The sequence below is a fragment of the Dokdonella sp. genome (assembly GCF_019634775.1).
Taxonomy (GTDB): domain Bacteria; phylum Pseudomonadota; class Gammaproteobacteria; order Xanthomonadales; family Rhodanobacteraceae; genus Dokdonella.
The window spans coordinates 239,484-254,679 of sequence record NZ_JAHCAS010000001.1 but is presented as its reverse complement, the minus strand read 5'-3'; the positions used below and the strand labels follow the sequence as shown (position 1 = coordinate 254,679).

Annotated in this window: 18 protein-coding genes; 14 read left to right on the top strand and 4 right to left on the bottom strand. The window is 66.8% G+C overall.

Annotated elements, in window-relative coordinates; all coding sequences use genetic code 11:
- Positions 1-66: 66 nt before the first annotated feature.
- Positions 67-654, bottom strand: a complete 588-nt coding sequence (gene rdgB / locus KF907_RS01105) for an RdgB/HAM1 family non-canonical purine NTP pyrophosphatase (protein WP_291217276.1) — start codon at positions 652-654, stop codon at positions 67-69.
- Positions 655-672: 18 nt separating this feature from the next.
- Positions 673-1,401, bottom strand: coding sequence for a ribonuclease PH (gene rph, locus KF907_RS01100; RefSeq protein ID WP_291217273.1), 729 nt, complete (start codon positions 1,399-1,401; stop codon positions 673-675).
- Positions 1,402-1,471: 70 nt separating this feature from the next.
- Here rph and KF907_RS01095 point away from each other — a divergent pair, with 70 nt between their 5' ends.
- The 7 genes from KF907_RS01095 to KF907_RS01065 are packed head-to-tail and all read left to right on the top strand — an operon-like array spanning position 1,472 to position 6,056.
- The gene (locus KF907_RS01095; RefSeq protein ID WP_291217270.1) at positions 1,472-2,335 is read left to right on the top strand and encodes a YicC/YloC family endoribonuclease; all 864 of its coding nucleotides are present in this window, start codon (positions 1,472-1,474) and stop codon (positions 2,333-2,335) included.
- A 2-nt stretch (positions 2,336-2,337) separates the two neighbouring features.
- Positions 2,338-2,955: a guanylate kinase gene (gene gmk / locus KF907_RS01090; protein ID WP_291217268.1), complete on the top strand. Its 618-nt coding sequence runs from the start codon at positions 2,338-2,340 to the stop codon at positions 2,953-2,955.
- On the top strand, positions 2,952-3,794 hold the full coding sequence (locus KF907_RS01085; RefSeq protein ID WP_291217266.1) for an ABC transporter ATP-binding protein: 843 nt from the start codon (positions 2,952-2,954) through the stop codon (positions 3,792-3,794). The genes gmk and KF907_RS01085 overlap by 4 nt, the downstream gene beginning before the upstream one ends.
- Positions 3,791-4,558 (top strand): lipid asymmetry maintenance ABC transporter permease subunit MlaE, encoded by a 768-nt coding sequence (gene mlaE / locus KF907_RS01080; RefSeq protein ID WP_291217263.1) that lies wholly within the window; start codon positions 3,791-3,793, stop codon positions 4,556-4,558. The genes KF907_RS01085 and mlaE overlap by 4 nt, the downstream gene beginning before the upstream one ends.
- Before the next feature lie 13 nt (positions 4,559-4,571).
- Positions 4,572-5,084, top strand: a complete 513-nt coding sequence (gene mlaD, locus KF907_RS01075; RefSeq protein ID WP_291217261.1) for an outer membrane lipid asymmetry maintenance protein MlaD — start codon at positions 4,572-4,574, stop codon at positions 5,082-5,084.
- A 16-nt stretch (positions 5,085-5,100) separates the two neighbouring features.
- Positions 5,101-5,748 (top strand): MlaC/ttg2D family ABC transporter substrate-binding protein, encoded by a 648-nt coding sequence (locus KF907_RS01070; protein ID WP_291217259.1) that lies wholly within the window; start codon positions 5,101-5,103, stop codon positions 5,746-5,748.
- Positions 5,745-6,056: an STAS domain-containing protein gene (locus KF907_RS01065; RefSeq protein ID WP_291217257.1), complete on the top strand. Its 312-nt coding sequence runs from the start codon at positions 5,745-5,747 to the stop codon at positions 6,054-6,056. The genes KF907_RS01070 and KF907_RS01065 overlap by 4 nt, the downstream gene beginning before the upstream one ends.
- A gap of 142 nt (positions 6,057-6,198) precedes the next feature.
- Here KF907_RS01065 and KF907_RS01060 read toward each other — a convergent pair whose 3' ends face one another.
- Positions 6,199-6,345: a hypothetical protein gene (locus KF907_RS01060; RefSeq protein WP_291217255.1), complete on the bottom strand. Its 147-nt coding sequence runs from the start codon at positions 6,343-6,345 to the stop codon at positions 6,199-6,201.
- Positions 6,346-6,370: 25 nt separating this feature from the next.
- Positions 6,371-7,186: an MlaA family lipoprotein gene (locus KF907_RS01055; RefSeq protein WP_291217253.1), complete on the bottom strand. Its 816-nt coding sequence runs from the start codon at positions 7,184-7,186 to the stop codon at positions 6,371-6,373.
- 206 nt (positions 7,187-7,392) lie between these two features.
- Between KF907_RS01055 and rpoZ the strand changes: the two genes are divergently transcribed.
- The 7 genes from rpoZ to KF907_RS01020 all read left to right on the top strand — a co-directional run bounded on the left by rpoZ (position 7,393) and on the right by KF907_RS01020 (position 14,882).
- On the top strand, positions 7,393-7,686 hold the full coding sequence (rpoZ, locus tag KF907_RS01050; RefSeq protein WP_291217251.1) for a DNA-directed RNA polymerase subunit omega: 294 nt from the start codon (positions 7,393-7,395) through the stop codon (positions 7,684-7,686).
- A 71-nt stretch (positions 7,687-7,757) separates the two neighbouring features.
- Entirely contained in the window at positions 7,758-9,926 is a 2,169-nt protein-coding gene (locus KF907_RS01045; protein ID WP_291217249.1) for a RelA/SpoT family protein, read from the top strand.
- An 18-nt stretch (positions 9,927-9,944) separates the two neighbouring features.
- Positions 9,945-10,331: a RidA family protein gene (locus KF907_RS01040; protein WP_291217248.1), complete on the top strand. Its 387-nt coding sequence runs from the start codon at positions 9,945-9,947 to the stop codon at positions 10,329-10,331.
- A 20-nt stretch (positions 10,332-10,351) separates the two neighbouring features.
- Entirely contained in the window at positions 10,352-12,589 is a 2,238-nt protein-coding gene (gene recG, locus KF907_RS01035; RefSeq protein ID WP_291217246.1) for an ATP-dependent DNA helicase RecG, read from the top strand.
- A gap of 63 nt (positions 12,590-12,652) precedes the next feature.
- Positions 12,653-13,627, top strand: a complete 975-nt coding sequence (locus KF907_RS01030) for a hypothetical protein (protein WP_291217244.1) — start codon at positions 12,653-12,655, stop codon at positions 13,625-13,627.
- Entirely contained in the window at positions 13,624-14,550 is a 927-nt protein-coding gene (locus tag KF907_RS01025; protein ID WP_291217242.1) for a nucleoside hydrolase, read from the top strand. Before KF907_RS01030 ends, KF907_RS01025 begins: the two co-directional genes overlap by 4 nt.
- Positions 14,551-14,639: 89 nt before the next feature.
- Positions 14,640-14,882 carry a type B 50S ribosomal protein L31 gene (locus KF907_RS01020; RefSeq protein ID WP_291217240.1) on the top strand — a complete coding sequence of 81 codons (243 nt, stop codon included), beginning with the start codon at positions 14,640-14,642 and terminating at the stop codon, positions 14,880-14,882.
- The last annotated feature ends 314 nt before the right edge of the window (positions 14,883-15,196 follow it).

Here is a 15,196-nt window from a genome sequence, read left to right as displayed (position 1 = left end):
AATCCGAAACCAGATCCGCGCAGACGCCGATGTCAGCCGAGGCGGCTCGGGTGGATCACCGTGAAGTCAGGAACGCAACAGCTCGCGCAACCGCGCCAAGGCCTGGCCTCGATGGCTGATCGCGTTCTTCGCGGCCGGGTCTAGTTCGGCGGCGCTCAAACCGCTGGCCGGGTCGAGGAAGACCGGATCGTAGCCGTGGCCGCCGCTGCCGCGCGGTGCTTCGAGGATGTGGCCGTGCCAGCGGCCTTCGGCGAGCAGCGGCGCGGGGTCGTCGGCATGACGCAGCAGGGCCAGCGTGCAGTGGAAATGCGCGCCGCGCCGTGCCGATTCGATGCCGGTGAGCGCGTCCAGCAGCTTGGCGATGTTGGCGGCACTGTCGCCGTGAACTCCGGCGTAGCGTGCCGAGATCAGGCCCGGTGCGCCGTCGAGTGCGTCGACGCACAGGCCCGAGTCGTCGGCGAGCGCCGGCAGGCCCGAGCAGCGCGCGGCATGGCGTGCCTTGAGTATCGCGTTCTCGATGAAGGTCGCGCCGGTTTCCTCGGCATCGCCGATGCCGAGTTGGGACTGGGCGACGAGTTCGATGTCGAGGTCGGCGAGCAGGTCGCGCAGTTCGGCCAGCTTGCCGCGGTTGCCGCTGGCGAGGACGAGTTTCATGCCGGTGCGGTGTGCGGCTCAGGCCTCGAGCGCGGCGCGTTGCAGCGCGCAGAGTTCGGCGGTGCCCTTGCTGGCCAGGGCAAGCAGGACGTCGATCTCCTCGCGGCGCATGGCGTGGCCTTCGGCCGTACCCTGCAATTCGATGAAACCGCCACCGTCGTTCATGACGACGTTCATGTCGGTGTCGCAGCTCGAATCCTCGGCGTAGTCGAGGTCGAGCACGGGCATGCCGTTCCACAGGCCGACCGAGACTGCGGCGACGGCGCCTACGATCGGGTCGCGCTTGAACGCACCCTTCGCCTTGAGCGGGGCGATCGCGTCGACCAGGGCGACCCAGGCGCCGGTGATCGCCGCGGTGCGCGTGCCGCCGTCGGCCTGCAGGACGTCGCAGTCGAAGGTGATCGTGCGCTCGCCGAGCGCGCCGCGATCGACGCAGGCGCGCAGGCTGCGTCCGATCAGGCGCTGGATTTCCATCGTGCGTCCACCCTGGCCACCACGCGCGGCCTCGCGCTGAGTGCGGTCGTGGGTGGCGCGCGGCAGCATGCCGTACTCGGCGGTCAGCCAGCCTTCGCCCTTGCCACGCAGGAACGGCGGCACCTTGTCCTCGATCGTGGCCGTGCACAGCACGCGCGTGTCGCCGAATGACACCAGCACCGAGCCCTCGGCGTGGCGGGTGAAACGGCGGACGAACGACACCGGGCGCAACTGGTCGGATGCGCGCCCGCTCGGGCGAGGATGGTTGGTCATGCGGGAGGTGCTATGGCAAAGCGGCCGCACAGTTTACCATTGCCGGCCCTTGTTCCCGTGGACCGGCGTGATGATCCGCAGCATGACCGCCTTCGCCAGCGGCGAGAGCGAGACCGCCTGGGGCACGCTCGGCATCGAGCTGCGCTCGGTCAACCACCGCTACCTCGAGCTTGGCCTGCGCCTGCCCGACGAACTGCGCAGCTTCGAGCCGGTCGTGCGCGACACCCTCAATGCGCGCCTCGCGCGCGGCAAGGTCGACGTGACCATCCGCCTGAAGCAGGCGGTTACGCGCGCTTCGGCCCTGGTCGTGGACGATGATCTGTTGAATCGACTGGCCGAGACCGCGCAGGCGCTGTCGGCGAAGTTCCCGGCGCTGCGGGTGGATTTCGCCAGCCTGCTCGACTGGCCGGGCGTGCTGCGCGACCAGGCCGCCGATCCCGAAGGCCTGCGCGCTGCCGCGGCCGAGCTGCTCGAACGCGTGCTCGCAGACTTCATCGCCACGCGCGAGCGCGAGGGTGAGCGTCTGGCCGGGTTCCTGCGCGACCGCCTCGACGGCATCGTCGCCCTCGTCGCCGGCGTGCGCGAGCACCTGCCCGAGGTGCGTGTCGCCGCACGCGCGCGCCTTGATCAGCGCCTGGCCGAAATCAAGCAGCCGGCCGATCCGGGCCGCATCGAGCAGGAGATCGTCCTGCAACTCCAACGCATGGACGTCGACGAGGAACTCGACCGTCTGACCTCGCACATCGCCGAGGCACGACGCATCTTCGGCCTCAAGGAGGCCGTCGGTCGGCGCCTCGATTTCCTCATGCAGGAGTTCAACCGCGAAGCGAACACGCTCGGCTCGAAGGCGGCCGATCCGCGCACGACCAAGGCCGCCGTCGAGCTCAAGGTGCTGATCGAGCAGATGCGCGAACAAGTGCAGAACCTGGAGTGACCGTGTCCGGTACGCTCTACATCATCGCGGCACCGTCCGGTGCGGGAAAGACCAGCTTGGTCAAGGCCCTGCTCGAGCGCGAGCAGGGCATTGCGCTGTCGGTGTCGTATACCTCGCGGCCGCCGCGGCCCGGCGAGGTCGACGGCCAGCACTACCATTTCGTCTCGCGCGAGGTGTTCGAGCACATGGCCGCGACCGGTGCGTTCTTCGAGCACGCCAACGTGCATGGCGACTACAAGGGCACGGCGCGTACGGCAGTCGAGCCGCTGCTGGCCGCCGACCGCGACGTGCTGCTCGAGATCGACTGGCAGGGCGCGCAGCAGGTGCGCGCGCAGTGGCCGGACGTGGTCAGCATCTTCATCCTGCCGCCGTCGCGCCGCGAGCTGGAGCGCCGCCTGCGCCAGCGGGCCTCCGACAGCGCCGAGCAGATCACGCGCCGCATCGCCGACTCGCGCACCGAGATCGCTCGCGCGCGGGAGTTCGACTACGTCGTCATCAACGACGATTTCGCCCAGGCCGTGCTCGACCTGCAGTCGATCTTCGCCTCACGCCGGCTGCGCCGCGAGGCCCAGCTCGTGCGCCATGCCGCCCTCCTCGACGACCTGTTGAAGCCGTCTTGAACGCCGCCGCCGAAATCCCATCCCCCGTGGCCGGCCCGAACCATGTCGAAGTGCGTGGCCTGCGCACCGTGCTGGGCGGCAAGGTCATCTTCGACGGCGTCGATCTGGACATGGTGCGCGGACGCATCACCGCGGTGATGGGGCCGAGCGGCACCGGCAAGACGACGTTGATGCGCCACATCACCGGCCAACTCGCGCCTGACGCCGGCGAGATCCGCGTCGACGGCCAGAACGTGCCGTCACTTGGCCGCGCCGTGTTGTTCGCGTTGCGCGAGAAGATCGGCTACCTGTTCCAGAACTCGGCCCTGCTGACCGATTTCAGCGTGTTCGAGAACGTCGCCTTCCCGCTGCGCCAGCACCTGCACCTGCCCGAGGAGCTTGTGCGCAACATCGTGCTGATGCGCCTGCAGGCGGTCGGCCTGCGCGGGGCCGCCGGGCTGATGCCGGCGGAGCTGTCGGGCGGCATGATGCGGCGCGTGGCCCTGGCGCGCGCGATCGTGCGCGACCCAAGTCTGGTCATCTACGATGAACCTTTCGTCGGCCTCGACCCGATCGCCCTCAACCAGGTGGTGAAGATCATCCGCACGCTCAACGATTCGCTCGGCATCACCAGCATTCTCGTCGCCCATGAATTCTCTGCGGTGAGGCGCATTGCCGATCACGTCTACCTGATCGCCGGCGGCAAGGTGGTCGCCCAGGGACATCCCGAGGAACTCGCCCAGCGCGACTCACCGTGGACGCGCCAGTTCTTCGGTGGCGAAGCCGACGGCCCTGTGCCGTTCGAGTATCCGGCGCGCGACTACGCGGCCGAGCTCGGTTTCACCGAGGCACGCGCATGAACGCGCGCCTGCGTCCTTCGTTGATCGGCGATTCGCTGGCCCAACTCGGCGCGGCCGGGCTGTTCCTGTTCTCGATCCTCGGCGCGGTGCCGCGCAGCCTGCGCCATTTCCGCGAAACCGTGCGCCAGGTCTGGTTCGTCGGCGCGATGAGCCTCGTCATCATCATGACCTGCGGCCTGTTCGTCGGCATGGTGCTGGCCCTGCAGCTCTACTACACGCTGTCGATCTTCGGCGGTACCGCCGCGCTCGGCACGGTCGTCGCGCTGTCGCTGTTCCGCGAACTCGGGCCGGTGGTGACGGCCTTGCTGTTCGCCGGCCGCGCCGGTACTTCGGTCACCGCCGAGATCGGCCTGATGCGCGCGACCGACCAGTTGTCGGCAATGGAAATGATGGCGGTCGATCCGCTTGCCTATGTCGTCGCCCCGCGTTTCCTCGCAGGGGTCGTCGCTATGCCGCTGCTCGCCTGCGTCTTCAATGCACTCGGCATCCTCGGTGCGCACCTGGTCGGCGTGAGCTGGCTCGGCCTCGACAATGGCACGTTCTGGGGCAACATGACCTCCAGCGTCGACGTCTGGACCGACGTCGTCAACGGTGTGTGGAAGAGCATGGCCTTCGGCGCGGTGATCGCCCTGATCGCCACGTTCCAGGGCTACACCACGCCGCCGACCAGCGAGGGCGTGGCCTATGCGACGACGCGCACTGTGGTGTCGTCTTCGATCGTCGTGCTCGCGCTCGATTTCGTGATGACCGCCTTCCTGATGTGACGGAACCCGATCCATGACCCAACCCAGACGCTCGTTCCAGATCGGCTCCGGCCTCTTCATCGCGCTCGGATTCGCTGCGCTTGCGTATCTCGCCACCCAGACCACCTCGGTGGCCAACTACCGCGAGGGCGACAGCTACGTGCTGAAGGCGCGCTTCAGCAACATCGGCCAGCTCAAGCTGCGTGCGCCGATCAAGATCGCCGGTGTGCGCATCGGGTCGGTGCGTGCGATCCGGCTCGACCCGACGACGCTCGAGGCGGTCGTTGAACTGGCCATCGATACGCGCTACCGCGAGCTTCCGGACGATTCCGCCGCGGCGATATTCACCAGCGGTTTACTCGGCGACCAGTACGTTGGCATCACCCCGGGCGGTTCGCCGGACATGTTCAAGGACGGCGACGAGGTCGTCCTCACGCAGTCCTCGATGCAGCTCGAAGACCTCATCGGCAAGTTCCTCGTCGGTGGTGGCGATACGGCGAAGCAGAAATCCGATTCCCCGTCCGCCGCGCCATCGCCGACACCCTGATTCCGGAGTCCCGTCCATGCGCTGCCTGATCGGCTGCTTCGCCGCCCTCGTGCTCACTGCCGCCGTCGCCGCCCCTGCGCGCGCTGCGACGCTCGCCCCGGTCGAGGTTGTGCAGAAGATCGCCGACGACCTCGCCACCACGATCGGCGCGCGCCGTGACGAGCTGAAGAACGACCGCGAGAAGCTGGTCCGCGAGATCGACGGCATCCTGCTTCCGCACTTCGACATCGACTACGCCTCGATTCTCGTGCTCGGCCAGAGCGCGCGCGCTTCAAGCCCGGAGCAGCGCTCGCGCTTCGCCAAGGCGTTCTACAGCTCGATCGCGCACCGTTATGCCGAAGGCCTGCTCAACTACACGCGCGGCAACGTGCGCGTGTTGCCGTTCAAGGGCGAACTCAACGACAAGCGCACGATCGTGCGCACCGAAGTCGTGCTCGACGACGGCAAGACGGTGGCCGTCGACTATGCGTTCCGCAAGAGCTCGGGCGGCGACTGGAAGGCCTACGACGTCATCATCGAGGGCATTTCCTACATCACCAACTACCGCAACCAGGTTGCCGCCGAGATCAAGGCGACCGGTCTCGACGCGTTGATCGTGCGCCTCGAGACTCAGGGCGAGAAAGCGCTGGAGGCGATGGAGCAGAAGCAGCAGGGCGGCGCGTGAGCGCGGACTTCACCCTCGAAACAGTCGGCCATGGTCGCTTTGCAGCACGCGGCAGCATTGATGCTGCGAATGCCGCGCAAGCGCTTGCCGAGGGACGCCGTCAACTGCTTGCGGTGGAGCCGGTCAGCGTCGACCTGGCGGCACTGGAGAGCGCCGACGGCATGACCCTTGCCGTCCTGGTTGCCTGGAGCAGCCACGCTGCACGCGCGGGCCGGACCCTGCGCTTCACCAATATCGGCGAGCGTCTGCGCGCGGTGGCTCATTTGTACGCCGTCGAGCCGTTTCTTGTGGCAGGGATTGGGGATTAGGGTTGTTCTGATCAATCCCACAACGGCGTCACCGTCCCGTGCGGACGCAGATCAAGGCGCGACGGCGCAGCCAGACTGGCCGTCTGTCGAGCCGGCGCAACGCCGAGCTGCGCCCGCACAGGACGACCCCAACCTTTGCCCTTCACGGCGGAAATCGCTCCCGCGGAATCAAGGCCTTGTGGAGCGGCTGCAGCCGCGAAAGGACTTGATCAGGCCTTCCTTGTTGATCCGGCGCGATGCGAAAAGCAGGAGCGTCGGCTCGAAAGTCGCCGCTCTTGATCTTGCGCATTCCCAATCCCGAATCCCGGCATCCCTCAAGGCCTGTCCTTGCGTCCGCGCTCGTATTCGCGCTGTTGCTCCAGCAGGGCGTCGATATCCTCGTCGTCGATACCCTGCATCAACTGGATCGCCTCAAGTGGCGGCTCGCCGTCGTAGATCAGGTACAGCCGGCGCTGACGGTAGGCATCACGGTAGAACACATAGGGATCATACGTCCCCTCGAGCAATGATTCGGCATCGATGCCACCGGCTCGCAGGGTGACGAGGAAGGCCAGGTTCGGCCAGTGCTGCTGCTTGTACGGATGGTCGTGGCGGCGCGCATAGCGCGACATGGGATCGAAGAACCAACTGTCAACGGGCATGCGCCAGACATCCCGCGCGCTCGTCGAACCGATGAACGGCAGGACCAGGTAGGGCCCCTCGCCGATGCCCCAGCGGGCCAGGGTCACGCCGAAATCGGTTTCCTGCGGCGGCAGGTGCAGCTTGCTGGCCGGGTCGAAGAAGCCGAGGAAGCCGACCGTGGTGTTGATGATGAAGCGGCCAGTGCCCTTGAGCGCATCCTTGCCCTCGCCCTGCAGGATGTCGTTGCCGATCGTGATCGGCATGCGGACGTTGGCGAAGAAATTGCTGATCACGCGACGCATGTTCGGCGTGGTCATCTTGCGGTAGCCAACCGCGACCGGCCGGATCACGGCCTTGTCCATCTTGTCGTTGAAGGCGTACATGCGCCGGTTGAAGGGTTCCCAGGGATCGTCCGTGCGCGGTTGCTTTACGGCGCAGCCAGCCAGGGCGACGACGAGCAGGGCGGCAAGGGACCGGGCGAGAAGGGGCAGGGGAGCGGATCGCGGCATTCGGGATGTCCATGTGCCGCGATGCGGCAGGGTCCGGGGCATTGCGGTCGTCGTGTACGGAGCGCGGAATGCGGGGGCGAAAGCCTATGCGAAATCCGGGGTGCCGTACATCGTCCACGTGGCCTGTTTGCACCGCACAAGGCGTGACCGCTAGAATGGCCGGCCGGACTCCGGTCAATGAATCGAATCACATCAGAGGGTTGGCGATGGCGCGCATCACCGTGGAGGATTGCCTCAAGGTCGTGGACAACCGCTTCGAGCTCGTGCTCATGGCGACCAGGCGCGCGCGCCAACTGGCCAAGGGTGCCGACCCTACCGTCGACGCGCACAACGACAAGCCGACCGTGGTGTCGCTGCGCGAGATCGCCGGCCGCAAGGTCGACCAGGCCATGATCGACGAGATCGACCGCCTCTCGCGCGAGAAGGCCGAGCGTGAGGCGCTCGAGTGGGCAGCTGCCGAGGTGGATGACGATCTCTCCAAGGGAGGCGACGATCTCTGACCGGAGATTCGTCCATTCCGGTTCCGTACGGGCCGGGCAAGGCTTGAGCCGGCCCCTGTCGAGGCGAGGCGATGAAGGCAGCGGTCGATGCGGGCAGGGCAAGGAAGGGCAGGGCGAAGACGCCTGCCTTCATGCTCGCCCTCGAAGACCGTCTGGCCACCTATCTCGAACCCGACCAGATTGCGCGCATCCGCCGCGCCTATGAGGTCGGCGCCGAGGCCCACCAAGGGCAGACGCGCAAGAGCGGCGAGCCCTACATCACCCATCCGGTTGCCGTTGCCGGCATCCTCGCCGACCTCGGCATGGATCCGGACACGATCATTGCAGCGATCCTGCACGACACCCTCGAGGACACGCCGCTCAAGCCCGAAACGCTGACCGCCGAGTTCGGCGCCACCGTCACCGAACTTGTCGACGGCGTCACCAAGCTCGACAAGCTGCATTTCAGGAGTCGCCAGGAAGCGGCAGCCGAAAGTTTCCGCAAGATGTTGCTGGCGATGGCGCGCGATCTGCGCGTGATCCTGATCAAGCTTGCCGACCGCCTGCACAACATGCGCACGCTCGGCTCGATGGAGGCCGGCGCGCGCCGGCGCATCGCCCTGGAGACGCTCGAGATCTACGCACCGATCGCGCAGCGCCTCGGCATGAACCGCTTCAAGGCCGAGTTGCAGGACCTCGGTTTTCGCGCCCTCTACCCGGACCGCCACCGCGTCATCGCCGCCCGCATCCGCACGGTGCTCGGCAATCGCCGCGAGGCGATGGGCAAGATCGAGGCCGCGCTCGAGGCGCGGCTCGCGGCCGAGAACATTCCGCACCGCATAGTCAGTCGCATCAAGTCGCCGTACAGCATCTACACGAAGATGCGCACCGAGCAGAAGTCGTTCGCCCAGGTCATGGACGTGTACGGCTTTCGCGTGGTCGTCGACTCGGTCATGCACTGCTATCACGCGCTCGGCGCCGTGCATGCCCTGTACCGACCGCTCGATGGGCGCTTCCGCGATTTCATCGCGATCCCGAAGGCGAACGGCTACCAGTCGCTGCATACCGTGCTGTTCGGCTCGTTTGGCGCGCCGATCGAGATTCAGATCCGTACCGAGGACATGGATGCCGTGGCCGACCGTGGCGTCGCCGCGCATTGGAGCTACAAGGAAGGTTCCAGCCCGGCCAACAGCGCGCAGCACCGGGCGCGCGAATGGCTTTCGGCGCTGGTCGATTCACAGACGCGCACCGCGTCGTCGCTGGAGTTCATCGAAAACGTCAAGGTCGACCTGTTCCCGGACGAGGTCTACCTGTTCACGCCGAAAGGTCGCATCCTTGCCCTGCCGCGCAACTCGACCGCGCTCGATTTTGCCTATGCCGTGCATACCGACGTGGGCAGCCATGCGGTCGCCGCGCGTGTAGACAAGAAGTTCGCGCCGTTGCGCACGCGCTTGAGCAGCGGCCAGACCGTCGAGATCATCACCGCACCATCGGCCGTGCCGAGCACGCAATGGCTCGAATGGGTGGTCAGCGCGAAGGCGCGTACGGCGATCCGCCATTTCCTCAAGCGCCTTCAGCACGAGGACGCAATCGACCTCGGCCATCGCATGCTCGATCGCGCGATGGATGCGCTCGGCGCATCGCTCGAGGCGTTGCCACCGGATACGTTGGGCCACTATCTCGAGGAGCAGAAGCTGCGTGCGCTCGAGGATCTGCTCGCCGACATCGCACTGGGCAACCGCACTGCCGATCAAGTCGCACGTGCGCTGCTCCACGTGCAGGATGGAAGCGCCGAGAGCGTCGCGCCGCATGCCGCCGAGAAGATCCTCATCACCGGTGCGGAGCGTGGTGTGCTGAGTTTTGGCAATTGCTGCCATCCGGTGCCGGGCGACGAGATCATGGGTCATGTGTCGGCCGGCAAGGGCATCGTCGTGCATCGAATCGAATGTCCGAACCTGGCCGAACTCCTCAAGTCACCCGAACGTTGCGTCGAGATCGCCTGGGACGCGGAAGTCAGTGGTGACTATCGCGTCGAGTTGCGCATCATCGTGGCCAACAAGCCTGGCGTGCTCGCCCAGGTCGCCGCCGCGGTGGCCGAGGCGCGCTCGAACATCGAGAACGTCGAATACAAGGAGCGCGACCTGATGACCGCAACCTTGCTGTTCACGATCGAAGTGGTCAACCGCAAGCACCTTGCCGACGTCATGCGCGGCGTGCGCCGCCTCGGTGTCGTCAACGCCGTCTTCCGCCATCCCGTCTGATCCCCGAAGGCCTTCCGCATGAGTCAGCGAACCATCATCCACTCCGACCAGGCACCGGCTGCGATCGGCCCGTATTCGCAGGCCGTGCGCGTCGGAGACACCCTTTACCTTTCCGGCCAGACACCGCTCGACCCAGCCACGGGTGAACTGGTTGCCGGCGACATCTCGGCGCAGGCCACGCGGGTGTTCGAGAACCTCGCTGCCGTGCTGGGCGCAGCAGGCGCGAGCTTCGACGACGTCGCCCGCGTCGGCATCTATCTCACCGACCTCGGCAATTTCGCTGCGGTCAACGAGGTCATGAAGCGTTATTTCCGCGAGCCGTATCCGGCACGCTCGACGATCGGCGTGGCGTCGCTGCCGCGTGGCGCGCAAGTCGAGATCGACATGATCGTGGCGTTCTCCTGACGCGCGCCGGACAACGGCCCATGCCATGTGCGGGGGGTGTATCGGCAGAGCCCGCGGGCGATCCGGGGCTCGCTTCCGTGGAAACCCTGCCGGGGGTCGGTCCGCAGGTCGCGCTGGCGCTGGCCCGTCTCGGCATCGAACGCGTGCAGGATCTCTGGTTCCACCTGCCATTGCGTTACGAGGACCGCACGCGCGTAACGCCTATCCGTGAACTGGTGGCCGGTCGGTCGGCACAGGTCGAAGGGGTCGTGCGCGCGGTCGAACGTGGGTTTCGCTTTCGTCCGCAGCTGCGTGTCGCCATCGACGACGACAGCCGAGCAACGCTGACCCTGCGCTTCTTCCATTTTCGCAAGGCGCAGGCCGACCAGTTCATCCCCGGGACACGACTGCGCTGCTACGGCGAGGTGCGCATCGGCGCGCATGGGCCGGAGATCGTGCATCCGCAGTACCAGCGTATCGGTGGCCCGGTCGCCGTCGAGGAGCGCCTGACGCCGGTCTATCCGGTCACCGAAGGGCTCGGTCAGCGTCGCCTCGCTGGCCTCGTCGCGTCGGCCCTCGAACGCCTGCCCGCGGGGGATGTGCTCGAACTGGTCCCGGCGCCGCTGCGCGTGCCGCTCGGCTTGCATTCGTTGTGTGAAGCCTTGCGTTTCGTGCATCGACCACCCGCCGACGCCGATGTTGCCGCATTGGCTGCCGGTACACATCCAGCCCAGCGGCGGCTCGCCTTCGAAGAACTGCTGACCCATCACCTGAGTCTCAAGCGCTTGCGCGCCCAGGTGCGCGAACAGGCCGCGCCGGTGCTGGTCGGCGATGGCCGTTTGCGCGAGCGCCTGCTGGCTTCGCTCCCGTTCGCGCTGACCGGCGCGCAACGCAAGGTCGGCAGCGAGATTCTCGACGATCTCTCCCGTGCCGAGCCGATGCTGCGTCTCGTGCAGGGTGATGTCGGCTCCGGCAAGACCGTCCTTGCTGCGCTTGCTGCATCGGCAGCGATCGAGAGCGGAGCGCAGGTTGCCCTGATGGCACCCACCGAGTTGCTCGCCGAGCAACACCTGCGCAGCCTGACGGCATGGTTCGCTCCGCTCGGCATCGAGCCGGTCTGGCTGGCCGGCAAGGTGCAGGGGCGGGCGCGTCGAGCGGCGCTCGCCGCTGTGGCCGAAGGTGCGCCGATCGTGGTCGGTACGCATGCACTGATGCAGCCGGACGTCGTGTTCGCCCGCCTCGGCCTTGTCGTCATCGACGAACAGCACCGCTTCGGTGTGCATCAGCGCCTGGCACTCAGAGACAAGGGTCGAGCGGCGCTTCAAGCGCCGCGAGGGCGAGGCATGGATGCCGAGCGGCAGCGCACCACGGAAGGTTCGGTGGAACCGGCGATCGCGCCTCAAGCGCCGCGAGGGCGAGGCATGGATGCCGATCACGATGCTTGCGCCGATTGGTTGGTTCCGCACCAACTCGTGCTCACCGCCACGCCCATCCCACGCACACTGGCGATGGCAGCCTACGCGGATCTCGATGTCTCGGTGGTCGATGAACTGCCGCCGGGTCGCACGCCGGTGAAGACCGTGGTCGTGTCGTCGGCTCGTCGCAACGAGATTGTCGAGCGCATCCGCGAGGCTTGTGCAGACGGTCGCCAGGTGTACTGGGTCTGCACCCTCATCGAGGAGTCCGGCGACAGCGCGGCGCAGGCAGCTGAAGTCGCACATGCGGATCTCGTCGCAGCCCTGCCCGGCTTGTCCGTGGGCCTCGTCCATGGACGGCTCAGGCCGGACGCGAAACAGGCGATGATGGAAGCGTTTCGTCGCGGTGAAATCGCCGTGTTGGTCGCCACCACCGTGATCGAAGTCGGTGTCGACGTGCCGAACGCGAGCCTGATGGTGATCGAGAACGCCGAGCGTCTGGGTCTTGCCCAGTTGCATCAGTTGCGCGGCCGGGTCGGCCGCGGTGCGCGTGCTTCGACCTGTGTGCTGATGTATCAGGCACCATTGTCGGCACTTGCGCGCGAACGCCTGGAGACAATGCGTGAGACCAACGATGGCTTCATCATTGCCGAGAAGGATCTTGCCCTGCGCGGGCCCGGCGAGATGCTGGGCACGCGCCAGACCGGCCGTCTCGTCTTCCGCATGGCCGATCTCGCGCGCGATGCCGACCTGCTCGCGCCGGTGCAGCGTATCGCTGCGGTCATGCTCGAAGAGCATCCCGCGCTCGTGGACCGGCTGGTCATGCGCTGGATTGGCGGCGCGGAGCGCTATGCCGATGCTTGAACGCAGGGGCGGCGACGGGCAGATTGGACGGCCGGTGTGTCCGGTGTCGAAACACGTCTCTGCATGATGGAAAGCATCGAATCGCCCGCCGCACTGGGGCCGCTGGCGAGGATCGCGGTCATCATCGATTGCGGCACGCCGTGGGTGTCGACCCTCGCACTCGTCTCGGTCTTGCGCGCCGGTGACTATCCGGTTCTCGTCGTCGACTGTGCGCCAGGCGATGCATCGACGCTGCACTTTCGTCGTGTCGCCGCAGCCTGGGAGCTGCGATTCTTCCATCTGCGCATGCCCCTGCGCCCGCATGGCGCAACCCTCGATCGCCTGCTCGCCGAGCTGCGCGCGCCGCTGGTCCTGCTGGTCGATTCCGACCTCGAACTCCTCGACATGCGGCTTCCGAGCGAGCTCGAGACGGCCGTGCTCGGCACGCCGACGGCGTATGGCGGCGGACTGCTACATGGACCGGCCGAACTCGGCCACGAGCACGGGTTCTCGAGGGGTGTTGCGCGGTACAGCGAACGCATGTGGATTCCACTGGTCTTGTTGCGACGCGATGTCGTGGTCGAGGTGGTCGAGTCGGGCATCTCGTTCCGCCAGCGACGCCAGCACGACGAACTGCCATGGTCGTCATGGTTGTCGCGCCTGTTCGCGCTGCGCTGGCGCCTGCCGCTGCGGCGCCTGTTCGGCCTGGCTGCCGACCCGCGCCATCGACCGGTCAGGCCCTGTGTCACCGACTTCGATACCGGCGCCCTCGTGCATGCCGAGCTGAAGAGACGCGGGCACGTGTTCGTCGAGCTGCCCGGCATGGCGGACCGCGTGATCCACCTGCATGGCGCTACCCGGCGTCGGCTCGGATCCATGTGGCGCCGTCTGCTGTCCGCACTCGGCCTGCATGTTGAGGCCAATGCGATTGTGCTGGACGATCCCGAACGGCATGCGCGTGAGCGACTGGCCGAGGTGTACGGCTGCCGCTTGCAGACAGCGGAGACCGATGGGCTCGTGCGATCATCGCCGCCCCGAGACAGTTCGAGGCTTCCGTGACGAAAGCAGCGTTGCTCATCGATACCGATCCGGGCGTCGACGACGCCCTCGCCATCCTGATGGCGCATCATCACGCACGCGTGGCTGGCTTGTGCGTCACCGCCGGCAACGTCGGTCTCGCGCATACGGTGCGCAACGCGCTCAAGCTGGTCGATGTCGTCGCCGCCGACACGCCGGTGTTTCCCGGGTGTGCGCGACCGCTGGTGCTGCCGGCCGACGATGCGGCCTTCGTGCACGGTGCCGACGGCTTCGGCGATACCGGTTACATGGCAACGAGACGCCAGCCGGAAGCCGAGCACGCCGCGCTGGCGCTCGTGCGCCTCGCCCGTGAACATCGCGGCGAACTGACCCTCGTCGCATTGGGGCCGCTGACCAATCTCGCCCTGGCCCTGCGGCTCGAACCGGCCCTGCCGACGCTGGTCGCTCGCCTCGTGGTCATGGGCGGCGCCGTCACCGGGCGCGGCAACACGCATCGGGTGCCGGCTGAGTTCAACATCGGCTTCGATCCCGAGGCCGCCCATGTCGTGTTCTCCGAGTGGCCGATGTTCGACCTGGTCGATTGGGAGGCGACCCTGCGCCACGGGCTTGATTTCGCCAAGGTCGAACGCTGGCTGGCGGTCGACGATGCGCGCGCACGCTTCTTCGCGGCAATCTCGCGGCGTACGCGTGAATGGACGCGGGGACACGGCCGCCCGGCGCTGATGGCCGCCGACGCGCTGGCGATGGCGGTGGCACTCGAGCCGGGCATCGCCACTGCGGTCGTCGAACGCAGCGCGGCGATCGAACTGAATGGGGCCCTGACGCGCGGAGCAACGGTCGTTGACTGGGATGGGCGCCTCGGTCAGCGCCCGAATGCGCGCATCATCGGCGCGGTCGATCCGGTACGCTTCGAGGCCCTGGTCGCGGCATCCCTCGGTGCCTGAGTTCGCTTGCGTGGACTCCACGCATCCGGCTATACTCGCGCTCTTTTCCCCCGGCCAGAACCTTTGGTCCAAGCATCCGGTACGACGCCATGAAGTCCGACATCCATCCGAATTACCGCGACGTGGTCTTCCAGGACCTCTCCAGCGAATTCGCCATCCTGACCCGTTCGACGATGGCTTCGAAGGAAACGATCAAGTGGGAAGACGGCAACGAGTACCCGCTGATCAAGCTCGACATCTCAAGCCAGTCGCACCCGTTCTACACGGGCAAGCAGAAGATCGTTGATTCCGGCGGCCGCGTCGACAAGTTCCGCCGTCGCTACGCGAAGTGAGTGCAGGATGTAACCATCCCGGCCAGTGCATCAAAGTTCGATGAGCCGGGCTCCATTGATGAACAGGGACTAGTGAAGAGCAGGGGCCAGGGACGGGGTGCGAGGGCGCAAGCCTGATCAGCCGCCTCATTCCCGATCTTCGGCTCCTCTTCGATTCGTTTCCCCGACGCCGGCCCCGCGCCGGCGTTCGCGTTTGGGTGTCGCCGTCGTCCATGACCGGCGCCATCGGACGGATGCGTGGTGCTATGCAATAATCCGCGGACTCGGCCCATCGCATTGCCCGCCGCGGGCGATGGGCCTGCGGCTTCTTCGCC

What these genes read in the sequence shown, in the direction of transcription:
- KF907_RS01040 (WP_291217248.1), top strand. Translation starts at nt 9,945, where the DNA reads ATGAGTCAGCGAACCATCATCCACTCCGACCAGGCACCGGCTGCGATC.
- KF907_RS01070 (WP_291217259.1), top strand. Translation starts at nt 5,101, where the DNA reads ATGCGCTGCCTGATCGGCTGCTTCGCCGCCCTCGTGCTCACTGCCGCC.
- KF907_RS01020 (WP_291217240.1), top strand. Translation starts at nt 14,640, where the DNA reads ATGAAGTCCGACATCCATCCGAATTACCGCGACGTGGTCTTCCAGGAC.
- KF907_RS01060 (WP_291217255.1), bottom strand. Translation starts at nt 6,345, where the DNA reads ATGCGCAAGATCAAGAGCGGCGACTTTCGAGCCGACGCTCCTGCTTTT.
- rpoZ (WP_291217251.1), top strand. Translation starts at nt 7,393, where the DNA reads ATGGCGCGCATCACCGTGGAGGATTGCCTCAAGGTCGTGGACAACCGC.
- KF907_RS01030 (WP_291217244.1), top strand. Translation starts at nt 12,653, where the DNA reads ATGATGGAAAGCATCGAATCGCCCGCCGCACTGGGGCCGCTGGCGAGG.
- KF907_RS01095 (WP_291217270.1), top strand. Translation starts at nt 1,472, where the DNA reads ATGATCCGCAGCATGACCGCCTTCGCCAGCGGCGAGAGCGAGACCGCC.
- mlaE (WP_291217263.1), top strand. Translation starts at nt 3,791, where the DNA reads ATGAACGCGCGCCTGCGTCCTTCGTTGATCGGCGATTCGCTGGCCCAA.
- KF907_RS01045 (WP_291217249.1), top strand. Translation starts at nt 7,758, where the DNA reads ATGAAGGCAGCGGTCGATGCGGGCAGGGCAAGGAAGGGCAGGGCGAAG.
- recG (WP_291217246.1), top strand. Translation starts at nt 10,352, where the DNA reads ATGCCATGTGCGGGGGGTGTATCGGCAGAGCCCGCGGGCGATCCGGGG.
- rph (WP_291217273.1), bottom strand. Translation starts at nt 1,401, where the DNA reads ATGACCAACCATCCTCGCCCGAGCGGGCGCGCATCCGACCAGTTGCGC.
- rdgB (WP_291217276.1), bottom strand. Translation starts at nt 654, where the DNA reads ATGAAACTCGTCCTCGCCAGCGGCAACCGCGGCAAGCTGGCCGAACTG.
- mlaD (WP_291217261.1), top strand. Translation starts at nt 4,572, where the DNA reads ATGACCCAACCCAGACGCTCGTTCCAGATCGGCTCCGGCCTCTTCATC.
- KF907_RS01055 (WP_291217253.1), bottom strand. Translation starts at nt 7,186, where the DNA reads ATGCCGCGATCCGCTCCCCTGCCCCTTCTCGCCCGGTCCCTTGCCGCC.